At 52.1% G+C, this 15,425-nt stretch carries 10 protein-coding genes, 1 pseudogene and 1 riboswitch; of the genes and pseudogenes, 7 read left to right on the forward strand and 4 right to left on the reverse strand.

The features are described 5' to 3' along the window. Window positions 1–24 precede the first annotated feature (24 nt). Window positions 25–918 (forward strand): HTH-type transcriptional activator IlvY, encoded by an 894-nt coding sequence (gene ilvY / locus AC1931_RS00550; RefSeq protein WP_483875281.1) that lies wholly within the window; start codon window positions 25–27, stop codon window positions 916–918. 166 nt (window positions 919–1,084) lie between these two features. Here ilvY and AC1931_RS00555 read toward each other — a convergent pair. After that, window positions 1,085–1,267: pseudogene (locus AC1931_RS00555) on the reverse strand (SelT/SelW/SelH family protein); the annotation flags it as partial. Between the two features lie 56 nt (window positions 1,268–1,323). Then, window positions 1,324–1,995 carry a 3'-5' exonuclease gene (locus AC1931_RS00560; RefSeq protein ID WP_483875282.1) on the reverse strand — a complete coding sequence of 224 codons (672 nt, stop codon included), beginning with the start codon at window positions 1,993–1,995 and terminating at the stop codon, window positions 1,324–1,326. A 172-nt stretch (window positions 1,996–2,167) separates the two neighbouring features. Here AC1931_RS00560 and AC1931_RS00565 point away from each other — a divergent pair, with 172 nt between their 5' ends. The 4 genes from AC1931_RS00565 (at window position 2,168) to AC1931_RS00580 (ending at window position 8,173) form a co-directional block, all read left to right on the forward strand. Next, on the forward strand, window positions 2,168–3,202 hold the full coding sequence (locus AC1931_RS00565; protein ID WP_483875283.1) for a helix-turn-helix transcriptional regulator: 1,035 nt from the start codon (window positions 2,168–2,170) through the stop codon (window positions 3,200–3,202). Continuing rightward, window positions 3,199–3,807 carry a Maf family protein gene (locus AC1931_RS00570; RefSeq protein WP_483875284.1) on the forward strand — a complete coding sequence of 203 codons (609 nt, stop codon included), beginning with the start codon at window positions 3,199–3,201 and terminating at the stop codon, window positions 3,805–3,807. Before AC1931_RS00565 ends, AC1931_RS00570 begins: the two co-directional genes overlap by 4 nt. Before the next feature lie 73 nt (window positions 3,808–3,880). After that, window positions 3,881–3,960: riboswitch (cyclic di-GMP riboswitch) on the forward strand. Between the two features lie 283 nt (window positions 3,961–4,243). Beyond that, window positions 4,244–6,913, forward strand: a complete 2,670-nt coding sequence (locus AC1931_RS00575; RefSeq protein ID WP_483875285.1) for a fibronectin type III domain-containing protein — start codon at window positions 4,244–4,246, stop codon at window positions 6,911–6,913. Window positions 6,914–6,925: 12 nt separating this feature from the next. Beyond that, entirely contained in the window at window positions 6,926–8,173 is a 1,248-nt protein-coding gene (locus AC1931_RS00580) for an Ig-like domain-containing domain (RefSeq protein ID WP_483875286.1), read from the forward strand. A 38-nt stretch (window positions 8,174–8,211) separates the two neighbouring features. On the opposite strand, the gene AC1931_RS00585 is transcribed toward AC1931_RS00580, so the two are convergent. Both AC1931_RS00585 and AC1931_RS00590 read right to left on the reverse strand, forming a co-directional pair. Beyond that, window positions 8,212–9,534: a DUF3422 family protein gene (locus AC1931_RS00585; RefSeq protein ID WP_483875287.1), complete on the reverse strand. Its 1,323-nt coding sequence runs from the start codon at window positions 9,532–9,534 to the stop codon at window positions 8,212–8,214. Window positions 9,535–9,612: 78 nt separating this feature from the next. Continuing rightward, window positions 9,613–10,650, reverse strand: a complete 1,038-nt coding sequence (locus AC1931_RS00590; protein ID WP_483875288.1) for a GMP reductase — start codon at window positions 10,648–10,650, stop codon at window positions 9,613–9,615. 154 nt (window positions 10,651–10,804) lie between these two features. Here AC1931_RS00590 and dnaE point away from each other — a divergent pair, with 154 nt between their 5' ends. After that, window positions 10,805–14,275, forward strand: a complete 3,471-nt coding sequence (gene dnaE, locus AC1931_RS00595; protein WP_483875289.1) for a DNA polymerase III subunit alpha — start codon at window positions 10,805–10,807, stop codon at window positions 14,273–14,275. 184 nt (window positions 14,276–14,459) lie between these two features. Further along, window positions 14,460–15,416, forward strand: a complete 957-nt coding sequence (gene accA, locus AC1931_RS00600) for an acetyl-CoA carboxylase carboxyl transferase subunit alpha (RefSeq protein ID WP_483875290.1) — start codon at window positions 14,460–14,462, stop codon at window positions 15,414–15,416. The last annotated feature ends 9 nt before the right edge of the window (window positions 15,417–15,425 follow it).

The following is a 15,425-nucleotide window of genomic DNA, read 5'->3' on the forward strand; positions in this document are numbered from 1 at the left end:
GGAAAATAGTTGCTGGAGGTGGTGGTGGATATCAAAGAGCTGGAAATTTTTCTGGTGGTCGCAGACCAGCTGCATTTTGGTCGTGCCGGACACATCTGTCATTTAAGCCCCTCAGCCGTGACCCGTACCATTCAACGCTTGGAAGAAGAGATCGGTTCTGCCCTGTTTATCCGTGATAATCGCACGGTGGAACTGTCTTATGCGGGGGGGCGTTTTCGCCGTTATGCCCGGCAGGCATTGGTCGATTATCAGCAGTTTAAAAACGAATTATCGCTGTTACCTCAGGTGGCCGGAACCTTGACTCTGTACGCATCAATCACGGCTGTTTATACAGTGTTGCCGGATCTGCTCGAAGCATTTCGCCAAAGGCATCCAAAAATCCAGCTGGAACTTCATACCGGTGCCGCTGAGCAGGCGGTTGCCCAGGTTGAAGCGGGGGAGAAGGATGTCGCGGTAGCAGCGATTCCCGAGCGTGGTCGCGGGGATATCCTCTACCTGCCGATCATGACCACCGCCCTGGTATTTATTGCTGCCCGCGCGCGCGCTCAGATGTACGCAGCAATGATTAAAAATGAGCGGGATCTGGCACAGATCCCGCTCATTCTGCCGCGCAGCGGTCTATCTCGACGGCGCATCGACAGCTGGTTCAAGCAGCGCCGAATTGTTCCCGATATCGCTTCAGAGGTGAGTGGCAACGAAGCGATTATTCCCATGGTTCACCTGGGTGCCGGTGTTGGCGTGGTACCGCAACTGGTGCTGGAGCGTAGTCCCTTTCGTGAGGAGGTGGTGGTGCTCTCAGGCGCTCCTGACCTTGAAGCTTATGTCGTCGGCTTATGTACCAGTCGTCGCAATCTGAATAAACCTGCGGTCGGGGCTTTCTGGCAGCTGGCAGAGGAGCAGAGCAGGAGTCTTCTGTGAAAAACTAGTAATTATTCAGCTCTGTTCAGCGCGGGATCTTCGGATCCTATTTCAAGGGCCGCTTTTCGTCATCTTTGAGCGCTTGTTGTCGCCGTCCATGGCGACAAGCACCCTTGCCACAGGAACCCCGACCCTGCGCAAGGACAGTGCTGATCAGATACAAAAACTATTTCAGCATCTGTTGTAGCTGCTCAACTATGTTGAATTCCGGTGGAAACTCGCCCGTGGCTTTTTTAGAATAAATGAGGGTGTCATTCACGGTGATTTCAAAAACTCCACCGCTTGAGGGAATCATTTCCACCTGTACCGGCATTTTATCTTCAATTTTTGCCGCCAGACTGACAGCACGTGGTCGGTAGCCTCAGGAATTGCAATATTCGATGCTGATGTTCATATTTATCTCCTTCAACCGAACAGATTGCCGGTGGTGTCAAGTTGGTTGTGATGCGCGTCTGTGGCCGCTTTTCGTAACAGCTCTGCTACGTGTTCCTTGCTGGTGAGAGACACTTTTTTCAGTAAATCGAAGGGCAGGAAGGTGAACCCGTAATCCTGAATGATATCGTTATTGATAGCCAGCCACAGTTGTGCTGTCATCTCGGCATCAGCCAGGGCGCGGTGAAATCTAGTTGCCGGCTGAAGTTTTTTGTACTGTACCAGGGTTCCCAGTTTATAATTGATCGGATCGGAGTAGATGCGTCGTGCCAGCTGAAGGGTGCAGTTGAAATTCGTCGGCCGGGGTTTTCCGTACAGTGAGAGTTCCGAATCAATAAACTTCTGGTCGAAAGCGGCATTATGAGCAACAAAAGGATAACTGCCGATAAAGTCGACAAAGTCGCTCATTACTTGACGGCAGTCAGGCGCGCTCTGAAGCATGCTGTTGGTTATCCCGGTCAGGCCTTCAATCTCACGCGCTACCAGAAAGTCCGGACGGATCAGGCTATCAAAGCGCTCAATTATCTGGTCACCGCGCATTTTGATAGCGCCAATTTCAATGACCCGGTCACCTTTTTCAGGTAGCATACCGGTGGTTTCGACATCGATGACAATGACGGTTTCCTGCTGATGGGATGCTGGCATTGATCAATACCTCGTAGTGAATAGGATCAATTTCTTTTTTCTTGATTGTTGCTGAACCGCCCGGAGCTTGTCAAACTCACCTGTGTCATTAGTGTTTTTTATGATGATGGCAGGATCTTTATTCCGTTGGTGGTTACAGCATGTTATAGACCTATTGCACAGGAAAGATATCATGATGGATTCCCCTCGCCAGCGTGGCCGCAGACCCAAAAAATACAGCCAGGCCGCGCGCCTTCACGACCTGATCCGTATTCTTGAAATGCGTTATGGGGCAACTGTAGCGGAACTGGTCGAAGAATGCCAGGTCACCCGTCGGACAATTTACCGTGACCTGCAGGCGCTGATGGACGCGGGCTATCCGCTGGTCAGCGAGCGTCAGGCAGATGGTCATATGGTGTACCGGTTTGTTACCGGATTCAGCAAAATTCCGCCCCTGACCCTGTCCCTGGATGAACTGATGACCCTGTACCTGTGTCGTGGACAGTTGGAATTTCTTCAGGGAACCCCGTTTTCCGAGGATCTCGAGGCGATTTTTGGCCGCCTGCGGTCAATGTTGCCGCCTCGCAGCATCGCTCATCTGGAGCGGATTGCCGAAGCCTTTTCCCCGCGCTTTCAGGGGTATAAGGATTATTCGTCGCAGCGTCAGATCCTGATGGATTTGCGCCAGGCACTGCTTAAGCAGCAACGTTGTCGCATCGATTATCGACCGGCGCAGCGCTCCAGCCACTCTTACCTGATTGATCCCTATACCCTGCTTTTTTACAATAACGCCCTTTATGTCGGTGCGTATGCCCATAATCGCAAAGGTATTCGCCTGTTTGCCATCGATCGTATTGAGGCTGTAAGTCTTGAATCCCAGCGCTTCGAGGTGCTCGATGAATACCACCCGGGACTGTTGACCGGCAGAGCCTTTGGCCTGATTGATGATGGACCCGGGTATGAGTTGGAGTTAGAGTTCGATGCCCGGATAGCCCACCTGATCCGCGAGCGCATATGGCATCCACTCCAGCAAATTGAAGAACGCCAGGATGGTTCCCTGAGCTTGCGTTTTTTCGCCAGCGGCGATAAAGAGATCCTGGCCTGGCTCTACTCTTACATACCCCATGTCAGTATTGTCCGTCCGGAGTCATTGCGGCACAAATTTATGGAAGGGCTGCAGATGGCGCTGGCAGCACAATTGAAGAAAAATAACGAAGGAAGATCATGAGAAAAATTGTCCTGGCCTCAACCAGTCCGTATCGCCAACAACTGCTTAAACAGTTGCAGATTCCTTTCGTGACGGCAGCGCCTGATTTTACCGAGGTGATCGATCCCCATGTAGCACCGGCTCTGCAGGTTCGTCACCTCGCCGCCGGGAAGGCTCAGAGTCTCGCCGATCTGTATCCTGATGCGGTCATTATCGGTTCTGATCAGCTATTTGTTGATCAACGTGGCAGAACCCTGGGTAAAGCCGGTGAGGAACACGGAGCTTTTAATCAGCTGCGTCAGATGGCCGGCAGAACGCACAGTTTTTATACCGGCCTGGCGCTGCTGGATTGCCGCACTGCGACAATGCAGACCGACTATGCAGCCTTTTGTGTTACCTTGCGTGAACTCACTGATGAGCAGATTAAAGACTATCTTAGGCGTGAACGCCCCTTCGACTGCGCGGGTTCGTTTAAAGTTGAAGGGCTGGGAATTGCGCTGATCGAAAAGATGGCCGGAGAGGATTATAACGCCCTGATCGGTCTGCCATTAATCAAGCTGGTGACCATGCTGGAGCAGGTTGGAGTCAATGTCTTGCATAAGTCCGGAGAGGGAGATTGGAGATAATTCACTTTTTTATTGATCTGGGTTTTTTTATTTGCTAGTATCCCCGTAAATTAGATAAACAGCAATAAGCTGTCAACCGAAAGGGCAAAACCAGAGTAATCTGGTGACGCAAAGCCACGGATCCCGTTAGAATGGGACCGCCGGGTTGCCGAAGCGGACGCAACGCTTTCCCGCCCTTTATAGTATAACGGCTGAGAGGCGCCCACTTCGGATGATTTGAAGTGGGCGCCTTTTTTCGTGACTCCTGCTTACGTCAAGAGGCTGGTGTCAGGAAAAGTCGGTATCTGTCGATTGATCATTGTACCTTTTTGCCCTTCACAGCTTTGTTCAGTTTTTGAGGTGAATATATAACAGTGTGGAGTTTTCACGCAGTCAACAAGCTCCAATCGCCTGTACCCATGCCTTAACCCGGCTGGCTACACTCCGGAGGTTGCAAATGAAAAGAATGCTCGGTTTTTACGTGTTGCTGGTCTTATTTCTGGTCATTGGATTCAGTTCAGTCGCCTGGGCTAAAACCGTCGCCCTTGCCTGGGATCCAAGCCCAAGTGCTGTAACCGGTTATAAGATTTATTACCGGGCGGGCTCAGATAATCTGTCGCAAACCGGGGGCGAGGGGACGGTCGTTGTTGATGTGGGCAGTGTGCTGACCTACAGTCTGTCTAATCTCAACGACGCCGAGGATTACTACTTTGCGGTGACCGCTTATGATGTCAACGGTCAGGAAAGTGATTTCTCCAACCGGGTTCACAGCCCGGCTGTGGTTGCAGTCAATCAGCCCCCGGTTTTAGCGCCGATCGGCGCCAAAAGCATCAATGAAGGGCAGAGCCTGGCTTTTACCATTCTGGCAACGGACGCTGACAGCGATCCTTTAACCTATGGCGCATCTAACTTGCCCGCCGGTGCTACATTTAATCCGACAACGCGTCAGTTTGTTTGGACCCCGAATTATAGTGGCTCGGCCAATATCCGGGTTTTTTCGGTGACATTCAGTGTCAGCGATGGTTTTGCCGAAGATACGGAACAGGTCACCATCAATGTCAATCCGGTCAATCGTTCCCCGGTACTGGAGCCGATCGGGGCCCAGGAGCTGGTTGCCGGAGACAATTATAATCTGATTATCAATGCCACCGATCCTGATGTTGCTCTTGGCCAGCATCTTACCTACAGTGCCGTCAATGTTCCTGCCGGCGCGGTGTTTGCTCCATCCACGCGTTCTTTCAGCTGGCTTCCAGGCAATCCGCAGGCTGGGTCCCACAACGTGACTTTTGTCGTTAGTGACGGGAGTTCGCAGGACAGTGAAGTTGTTCCATTTACCGTTGTCCGTGCTGACGAACCGCCGGTTCTTGCCGCCATTGGTGCGCACTCTGTTCAAGAAAACGATCTGTTGCAATTCAATGTGTCGGCGACAACAGAGAATGATAATTTTGTGTTCAGTGTTGCCGGACTGCCGGCTGGCGCATCTTTTGATGCCACATCAAGAACCTTCAGCTGGTCACCCGGCTATGATCAGGCCGGCAGTTTTACGGTGACCTTTGCTGTAACCGATGGTGCCGAAACCGATTCTGACGAGGTCACCATCACGGTTTATAATAGCAACCGCCCACCAGTGATTTCCGGTAATCCGGGCACAACTGCCATTGTCGATCAGGCCTATGTGTTTGCCCCTGCGGCAAGTGATCCCGACGGCGATGATCTGGATTATTCCATCAGTGGTCTGCCGTTCTGGGCTAACTTTAATCGTCAGACGGGCGTTTTAAGTGGCACGCCGATCTCTAGGGATGTCGGGATCAGTGCAAATATTGTGATTACTGTCGATGACGGCTCTATGACGACAGCTCTGCCGGCTTTTTCCCTAGAGGTCATGGCCGCTACGGAAGAATCTGAGCCGAGCTATGTTGACGGCGAAATCGACTCGGACAGAGATGGTATCCCCGATGTGCGTGACGGCTTTCCCTTTGATCCGAACCGTACTGACTGGCTGATTTACGCCAGCTCCGGACCCGGCGGTTATATCGATCCCGCCGGAGAGGTCTCCGTTCTTTACGGTAGCAGTCAACGCTTCGAGCTCATTCCGATGGCGGGGTATTACCTCAATGACCTGCAGGTTAATGGTGTATCGGTTGCTTTGCTGGATAACTATGAATTTGTCGATGTTGATTCACATAATACCATTGAAGCAGTTTTTTCAGAGATCCCTTCCGGTTTGAGTCAGAACCCTCTTGAACCGGGGTTAATAGGTGTCGAGCGTGTTGATGGCGGGGATGACTTTAATAATCTGGTAGATGGTAAACCCAGGCTCGACCTTGATTATCGTTTCCACGTTACGTTGCGCGAAGAGGGTTCGCTGGATCAATACCGGGTTTTTGCAGTGATCAATGGTTATCGCTATCCGCTGCAGCGGGATGCCGGCGTACTGGCAAGTGGCGCGCGTTTCAGTATGACCACAAGACTCGGCCCGTTGCCTGCCCAGCGTTATTATTTTTTCGCAGAAAATGCAGGCGGTGTGCAGTTATGGCGCTATCCGGCAGTGGGAGATCTGCCGGGTCCCGTTATTGAACTTCTGTCCGGCCATAACATGGTGGGACTGGTTGGCAACCTTAACCCCTACGGGTTGACAACGACACAGACCCTTGGGGTCAGGCAGGTTTATCGTTGGTCACCCTCAGCTAAAAAAGATGGTACTTATGTCATGGTAGACAGCGGTGCGCCGGTTGCGTCGGGTGAAGGGTACCAATTGCGCCGGGCGACCAGTGCAACTTTACCGGATTTAAGCGCTTACGGAGAAGTAAGTACCGACTTCTATGAGTTTGATGTTTTCGCGGGCTGGAATTTGATTGCCAATCCCTACGCTGGCAATGTGCCTCTGGAGCGGCTGCGGGTTCGTTCCGGCGATGCTGCGCCCTTGGAATGGCGTGATGCTGCAACGCAAGGTGTCGTCGTCGATAGCCTGTATTCGTATCTTGGTGATGACTGGGGTGGCGGCAACGAGGTCACAACTGCCGCCGGGACCAACAGGGCGATTCTCGTGCCGGGGATCGGCTACTGGATGTATGTTAACCCTGTGAATCAGCCGGTTTCGCTGCTGATCCCCAGACCTTTGCGCTAACAGGAGTTGACGATGAAATGGACACTAAATATTTGCTGCTGGTTGTTTTGTTGTGCTCTGCTCTTGTTGCTGACAGCCTGCGAGGGCGGTGGCGGTGGCGATTCCAGTTCGGGAACCAGCGTGCCGTCTGAACCCTCGGAAACTACAGTATCAACACTGAGTGGTACCGTGGCAGACGGCTACTTGACAGGGGCCCAGGTGTTTCTTGACCGCAATGGTAACCGTGTCTACGATAGTGGTGAGCCGATGGCAATGTCCTCTGCTGGGGGTACTTTTACCTTATCGATCAATCCCGGCGAAGGGATGAAGTATCCGGTTGTCGCTGTGGTTGCTGAAGGGGAAACGATCGACGAGGATGATGGCCAGCCAGTGTCCGCTAGCTACCTGATGGAAGCTCCTGTCGGGCGCTGGCAGTTTGTCTCGCCTTTGACCACTCTGGTTCATCTGGAAATGCAGAAAAATCCTACCATGACGATCCAGGGGGCGGAGCTGAACGTTAAGCAAAAGCTCTTGGGGGTTATTCATGAATTTTCCCTTTTTGATGATTATATCGCCTTGAAATCGGATCCACTAAAAAGCGAGGAAGCTAAGCGAACTCATCGGGCAGCGCAGGTGGTTGCGTCCCTGATGGGCACGCTGCGCAGTGGTATTGCGGCAAACCTTGGGGGGCAGATAGCACAGGACGACCAGCGCCCGATAGCTTATCTTGTCAGTGACGAGATTTTGCGCCGTGGCGACAAGATCGAAGAGGCGCTGAATCAGCAACCTGATTCTGACCCGGCCGTCAATATTTTAAGTATTGTGTCTGCGGTTGAAGAACAAATAGAAACTCAGGCTCTGAATCGCGAAAGACTCGATTTATATGCTCGTGCCATCGCCCTGAACCTCGAAGTTTGGGATATGGAACCACCCCGTATCGAACAGCGGAACATTGAACATGGTGCCATTGTTTCGGTAGATACAGAGGTGAGGGTGACCTTTGATAAAGAGATTGATCCGACAACCATTTCTGCAGGAGCCATCTCGTTGCTTCGCTCCGGCGCATATGCTTCCGGGGTTGTGGACTATGATGCTGAATTAAAGGAACTGAGGTTTACGCCAGACCTGATGCTCTTCCCGAACAGCGACTACACAGTGGTTGTGAGTGGCCAGCTGGCGGATCATTCCGGTAACAAGATAGGCAGCGATCTGGACTGGCAGTTTTCGACCCTGTTCGACTTGACGCCGCCACCCCTGGCGGAAATCGGTCTGGAACCGTAAATCCTGTCGCTTACCCTCAGCGAAGACTTGACAACTGATCAGTCTTCGCTGGGTTTATCCTGATCCAGGATCAGCCGGCGTTTAATGCGACGGGTGATGAGCCAGACACTGGCCAGAACTACTGGAATACTCACCGCCAGCAGCAGATTCTTGTTGAGACCCCATTCTTCCAGTGGGAATCCTCCGAACAGATAGCCCAGCAGGCCCACTGCATAGTAGCTGATGGCGGCGATGGAGAGCCCTTCAACGGTTTCCTGCAAGCGGAATTGAAGTTTGCTGCGGCGATTCATGGCGGCCAGTTGCAGGCGGTTCTGCTCCTGCAGGGTCAGGTTGGCACGGGTACGCATCAGTACGCTGGCGCGTTCAATACGTTTCGACAGATCATCCATCCACTCCTTGACCGATTCGCAGGTACGTGACGCCGGGTTAAGGCGGCGGGTAATAAATTCGCCCATAGACAGTTGGCCTTCGATGCCCTTTTCGCCAATCCCCTCAAGACGATCCCTGACCAGCTGATGGTATGCCTTGGTCGCCGAAAAGCGCTGGTTGGTCTCAGCGCGATAGGCCTCCAGTGTTGCTTCAATCCGGGTCAGTTTTTCCAGCAATTCACGTTCACTGCTGGTAGTTTCTTCGTTCGTGACGACAGTCAGGATGTCCCCCAGTTGCTTATCCATATCAACCAGTTGCGGAGCAATTTTTTTAGCCAGTGGCAAGGCCATTAACGCCAGCAGCCGATAGGTTTCCATATCGGTCAGGCGGCGTACCAGTTGACCGAGCTGGGTGTCGTTGAGGTGATCATTTTTGACGATAAAACGTGAGAAGCCATCGCCGTGAAGTTTAAAGGCGGTATAGATGCGGGCGTTGTCACCATAGGCGCTGCTGATCATCAGCGGATGCCCCTCGAAACAGCGGGTCAAGGCCTTGTGCTCATAGTCTAGATGTTGTTGATCAATAATCAGATGAAAAGCGGCAATCATTTGCCCCGGCAGTTGTTTCAGCCAGTCGGCAGGCAACAGATCAATGGCCGTGTGAGCAAAGGGGGAGTCAGGGTCGGGAACCGTTCCCTGCATGATGGTCAAAGAATAGAATTCGGCGTGACGCTCCCAATGGATAACGAAATTGCCGACACTCTCATGGTAGGAGACTGTGCCGTTTGTGGGTGAATTGATATCGTAGCGGCGACATAGATCACACAGCAGATCATAGGCCTGCTCCAACTCCTCCTGGCGCTCACAACAGGCAGCCAGGTGTGTTATCAGTTGTGGAGATTCGAGGGTGTAGAATGGACGGATGTGCAGCTCGTTATAAAGGACTTCCCGCAGGGGATGAAAATTGTATTCGACGGTGGAGCCGATGGGCATGGTTGTTTCCCTTGTAGGATGACTTTTGTGCTTTTATAAAAACTATCAGCAGGATGAACTGGTTTTATTAGTATCAGGTCAGGAATAGGTTTGATTTTCCTGTTCCTGGACGCGAATAAAGGTCGTGCGTTTGGTCAGTTCACGCAGAGCCGTGGCTCCGACATAGGTGCAAGTGGAACGTACGCCACCAAGAATGTCCCGGATTGTCTCTGCAACCGGACCGCGATAGGGAACTTCGACGGTTTTCCCTTCTGAGGCACGGTATTCTGCAACACCGCCGACATATTTTTCCATGGCAGTCGTCGAGCTCATGCCGTAAAAGAGTTTGTACTGCCGCCCGTTTCGCTCCACCAGTTCGCCACCGCTTTCATCATGACCGGCAAACATACCACCGATCATGACAAAATCGGCACCGCCACCAAAAGCTTTGGCGACATCGCCGGCACTGATACAGCCGCCATCAGAGATAATCCGACCGCCGAGACCATGGGCAGCGTCTGCGCATTCGATCACCGCGGACAGTTGCGGGTAGCCGACCCCGGTTTTAACCCGGGTGGTACAGACGGAGCCGGGACCGATGCCGACCTTGACAATGTCGGCGCCGGAAAGGATCAACTCTTCGACCATTTCTCCGGTGACGACATTGCCGGCGGTAATGGTTTTATCGGGGAAGGTGTCACGGCAGCGGCGGACAAAATCAACAAATGCTTCGGCATAACCGTTGGCGACATCAATGCAGATAAATTTGAGTTGCGGATACTGCTCGATAATGGAACGTAGTTGCTCCATGTCCTGGTCGGAGGTACCGGTGCTGATCATGATATGCTCGACCACTGAGGCTGTCTGCTGGGCCAGAAAATCTCCCCACTGTCCGGGATGATAGTGCTTGTGGATAGCGGTGATCAGACCATGACGGGCTAGCTCTGCGGCCAGTTCAAAGGTGCCGACGGTGTCCATGTTGGCAGCAATAATTGGCGTGCCAACCCAGCGATGACGACTGTGGAGAAAAGTAAATTCGCGCTCAAGACTGACCTGGGCGCGGCTTTTAATGGTTGAACGTTTCGGGCGGATCAGTACATCCTTGAAGCCAAGTTTGATATCTGTTTCGATGCGCATGATGGTATCCTTATTTTCGATTCAAAAATTCATGTTAGGTGCCACAGTATAACAAGGATGTTCGAGCGATGTCTGTTGTAATCTCCTTGTCGACTGTGGCAATCTATCACCCTGCTCTGGTCAGTCAATAATATCTTTTCAGGAACAGTCACCCATGGAACACTCCAACTTTGTTCATCTACACCTGCACAGTCAGTACAGCCTGCTGGACGGGGCCATCAAACTTGACGAACTGGTTGCCAAAGCCAAGGAGTTTCGCATGCCGGCAGTGGCGGTGACCGATCATGGCAATATGTTTGGTGCCATTGAGTTTTACAGCAAGGCGCTGGCCGCCGGTATCAAGCCGATCCTTGGTTGTGAGGTTTACGTTGCGCCGGGATCACGTTTTCATAAAACCAACGCCCGTGGTTCTTCCGAAGCATCCTACCATCTGGTGTTATTATGCATGAATCTGACCGGTTACCGGAATATCTGTCGCTTGATTTCCGCCGCCTACCGCGAGGGATTCTACTATAAGCCACGTATCGACTGGGATCTTCTTGCTCAGCATAACCAGGGGCTGATCGCCATGTCTGCGTGCCTTGGCGGTGAATTGCCGACCCTGATTAATCTGAATCAGACGTCAGAGGCTCATGCCCGTGCTGCTCAGATGGCAGAAATTTTTGATGACGGGCGTTTTTACCTGGAGTTACAGGAGAATTTTCTGCCTGAACAGAAAAAAGCCAATGCCGGACTGATTTCTCTGGCAGAGGAGCTGAAGCTGCCCCTGGTCGCTACCAATGACTGCCATTATCTGGCGCGCGAAGATGCTTTTGCCCATGAAGTGCTGCTGTGTATCCAGACCGGCAAAACCATGGACGACCCGAACCGCATGCGTTTTCCCAATGAGGAGTTTTATTTCAAGTCCGCCGAGGAGATGACAGGACTTTTTAGCGAGCATCCCGAAGCGCTCGCCAATACCATCCGCATCGCTGAGCGCTGCAATCTGGACCTTGATTTTAATACCTATCATTTTCCCCAGTACCAAAAGCCGGCGGACCAAACCCTTGACGAGGTTCTTGCAGCGCAAAGCCGGATTGGCCTGCAGGAAAGGCTGGCGGAGATCCGCCAGGTGCGTCCGATCACTGATGAGATGGTGCGCACCTATGAAGAACGCCTTCAGGTCGAGCTTGACTGCATCAAACAGATGGGTTTTCCAGGTTATTTTCTGATTGTCGCCGACTTTATCAACTGGGGAAAAGATAACGGCATCCCGGTCGGTCCCGGGCGGGGTTCGGCGGCAGGCAGCCTGGTGGCATTTGCGATCCGCATAACCGATATCGATCCGATTCCCTACAACCTGCTGTTTGAGCGCTTTTTGAATCCCGAACGGATATCGATGCCGGATATCGATGTCGATTTCTGTATCTACGGGCGTGAGCGGGTCATCGACTATGTGCGGGAAAAATATGGCGCAGAGAATGTCGCCCAGATCATCACCTTTGGTACCATGCTTGCCAAGGGGGTGTTGCGTGATGTCGGGCGGGCACTGAATATTCCCTATGGTGAAGTCGACAAGATCGCCAAAATGGTGCCGACGGTGCTTGGAATTACCTTAAAACAGGCGATTGGGCAGGAGCCCCAGTTAAAAGCCCTGATTGATAAGGAACCCAAGATCAAGGAGCTGGTTAAGATTGCTCTGGCGCTGGAAGGGTTGACGCGTCATGCCTCTACCCATGCAGCCGGGGTGGTGGTGACGCCGCAGCCATTGCCGGAATATCTTCCCCTCTATGTTGATCCTAAATCTGGGGGCCAGGTGACCCAGTACCCGATGAGCTATGTGGAAAAGATCGGTCTGGTCAAGTTTGACTTTCTCGGGCTGAAAACCCTCACCGTGCTGGAAAACGCGATACGACTGGTGCGCGCCGGCAAGGATGAGAGTTTTGATCTCAAACTGATTCCCGATGATGATAAAAAAACCTTTGAACTGCTCTCCCATGGCGAAACCACCGGGGTCTTTCAGCTCGAATCGAGCGGGATGAAGGAATATCTGGTCAAGCTCAAACCCAGTTGCTTTGAAGACCTGATCGCTATGGTGGCGCTCTATCGTCCCGGGCCGCTGGGTTCCGGCATGGTCGACTCATTTATCAAGCGTAAGCACGGTCTGGAAAAGTTTCAATTCGATTTCCCCCAGCTTGAGCCGATTCTCAAAGATACTTACGGGGTTATCGTCTATCAGGAACAGGTTATGCTGATTGCCCAGATTCTTGGCAATTATAGTCTTGGAGCGGCAGATCTGCTGCGCCGGGCCATGGGCAAGAAAAAAGCCGACGAGATGGCTCAACAGAAAAAACAGTTTCTTATCGGCGCCCAGGAAAACAAGCTCAACCCCAAAAAAGCTGAAGCGGTATTTGATCTGATGGAGAAGTTTGCTGCCTACGGCTTCAATAAATCCCATTCCGCCGCCTATGCCCTGATCGCCTATCAGACCGCCTATCTCAAGGCCCATTATCCGGTCGAATTCATGGCGGCCCTGCTGACCGAAGATATGGAGAACACTGATAAAGTCATTAAAAATATCAGTGAAGTTCGAAGTATGGGCGTTTCTATTCTGCCGCCTGACATCAATGCGTCGGAACGCTCGTTTACTGTAGATAAGGAAGCGATGCGTTTTGGTCTTGGCGCTGTCAAAGGGGTCGGTTCTGCTGCCCTTGATGCTATTTTTAACGTGCGCGAGGAAAAACCCTTCAGCTCTCTGCAGGATTTCTGTGAGCGCGTTGATCTGCGCAAGGTCAACAAAAAGGTCGTTGAAGCATTGATCAAATGTGGTGCCTTTGATTCGTTGGGCGGCAAAAGGTCACAGTTCCTCTCCGCTTTTGAGGAATGTATGGATATCGGCCAGCGCCTGCAGCGCGAACAGGATTCGGGGCAGGACTCGCTGTTCGGCAGCAACGAGATTGTCTCTGTCGGTGGTAATGGTTACGGTCAACTGCCGCAGATCGAGGAATGGGATGAAAAAACCCTCCTGAGTCATGAGAAGGAGGCCCTGGGTTTCTATGTGACCGGCCACCCCTTGGCGCGTCATGCTGATGCCATCAAAAGTTTTGCTACCTGTGAAATCAGTGCCCTGAATGAACGTACTGATAAGGAGCAGGTACGCATTTGCGGAATTGTCTCCGGGGTCAAGGAACTGGTCACCAAAAAGGGTGACCGGATGGCCTTTGTCACTCTTGAAGACCTCACTGGATCGCTGGAACTTGTTGTTTTTCCAGAGGTATATGCAGCTGCGATGGAGCTGATCAAAGGTGAGGAGCCGATCATTGTCAGCGGTGAGCTCGATGTTGGTGAAGAGGCCTGCAAGCTGCTCGCCGGCGATATTGCTCTGTTGCGTGAGGTGCGTAAAACCATGGCCAGACGGGTCCGTATTCGTTTGACGACGCCGGGTTTGCAGGAAAACCAGTTGCGCCAGCTCAAAAGTATTGTGCAGCGTTACCGGGGTGACTGCGATGTACTGCTGCAGGTGGTTATTCCCAACCGTAGTGAAACCCTGATCAAGTTGCCTGAACAGTTGAAGATGGCCGCAGCGGAAGAAGCGATGGCGGAAGTGGAGGCTCTGTTTGGTTACAGTGTGATGCATTTTGAGTGATTGTGACGTCTGGCTGCAGGCTAATGCTTGACCTGGTTCGGTACCCGTTTTATTGTTACATCTTAAGTTTTAAAAAAGTGTAGGGGTGTTTTGGGCTATTGAGGTGTCACTTTTTGCCTGATCCAAAAAGAACCTTTAAGACCGTCAACGGTGATTTAGATTCACCCGTCGCAGGGAGATTTAAATGAGTCAGTATCTCGATTTTGAAAAGCCTATTGCCGAACTGCATAATAAGATCAGTGAGTTGAGAGAATACTCGACTGACAATGTTGATTTTACCAGCGAAATCCAGAAGTTTGAAAAAAAGGCAGAACGCCTGAAAAAAGAGATCTATTCCAACTTAACCCGCTGGCAGCGCACCCAGTTGGCGCGGCATGGGGAACGTCCCTATACGCTGGATTATATTGAACGCATCTTTACCGACTGGTTTGAAATCCATGGTGACCGCAACTACCGTGATGATCCGGCCCTGGTCTGCGGTTTTGCCCGCATTGACGGTCAGCCTTGCTGCGTTATCGGCCATCAGAAAGGGCGCAATACCAAGGAAAAGGTGCACCGCAATTTTGGTATGCCCAACCCTGAAGGCTACCGCAAAGCTTTGCGGGTGATGCAGCTGGCTGAGCAGTTTCGTCTGCCGATTTTCACCTTTGTTGATACCCCCGGGGCTTTTCCAGGTATCGGCGCCGAGGAACGAGGTCAGGCCGAAGCTATTGCCAGAAATTTGCGTGAGATGGCCACCCTGACAGTACCGGTGATTGTTACGGTGACCGGCGAAGGAGGCTCGGGTGGTGCGTTGGCGATTGCCGTGGGAAATCGTGTTTTGATGATGCAGTACTCAGTTTATGCGGTTATTTCCCCCGAAGGATGTGCTGCTATCCTCTGGAGTGATGGCAGCAAGGGCGCCCAGGCTGCTGAGGCACTGAAATTAACGGCGCAGGATGTTGATAGTTTGAAAACGGTGATTGACGATATTGTTCCGGAGCCTTCAGGTGGTGCTCATCAGAACCCGGTTGAAGCTGCAGCCACTTTGAAACAATACCTCTTGAAGCATCTGCGTGAGCTCCTCGAATATTCGCCGGAAGGCCTGGTGGAACAACGCTATCAACGCTTCCGGGCGATGACTGAGATCGAGGAAGACTAACTTATAAAC

The organism is Pelovirga sp. C15f (genome assembly GCF_057178085.1).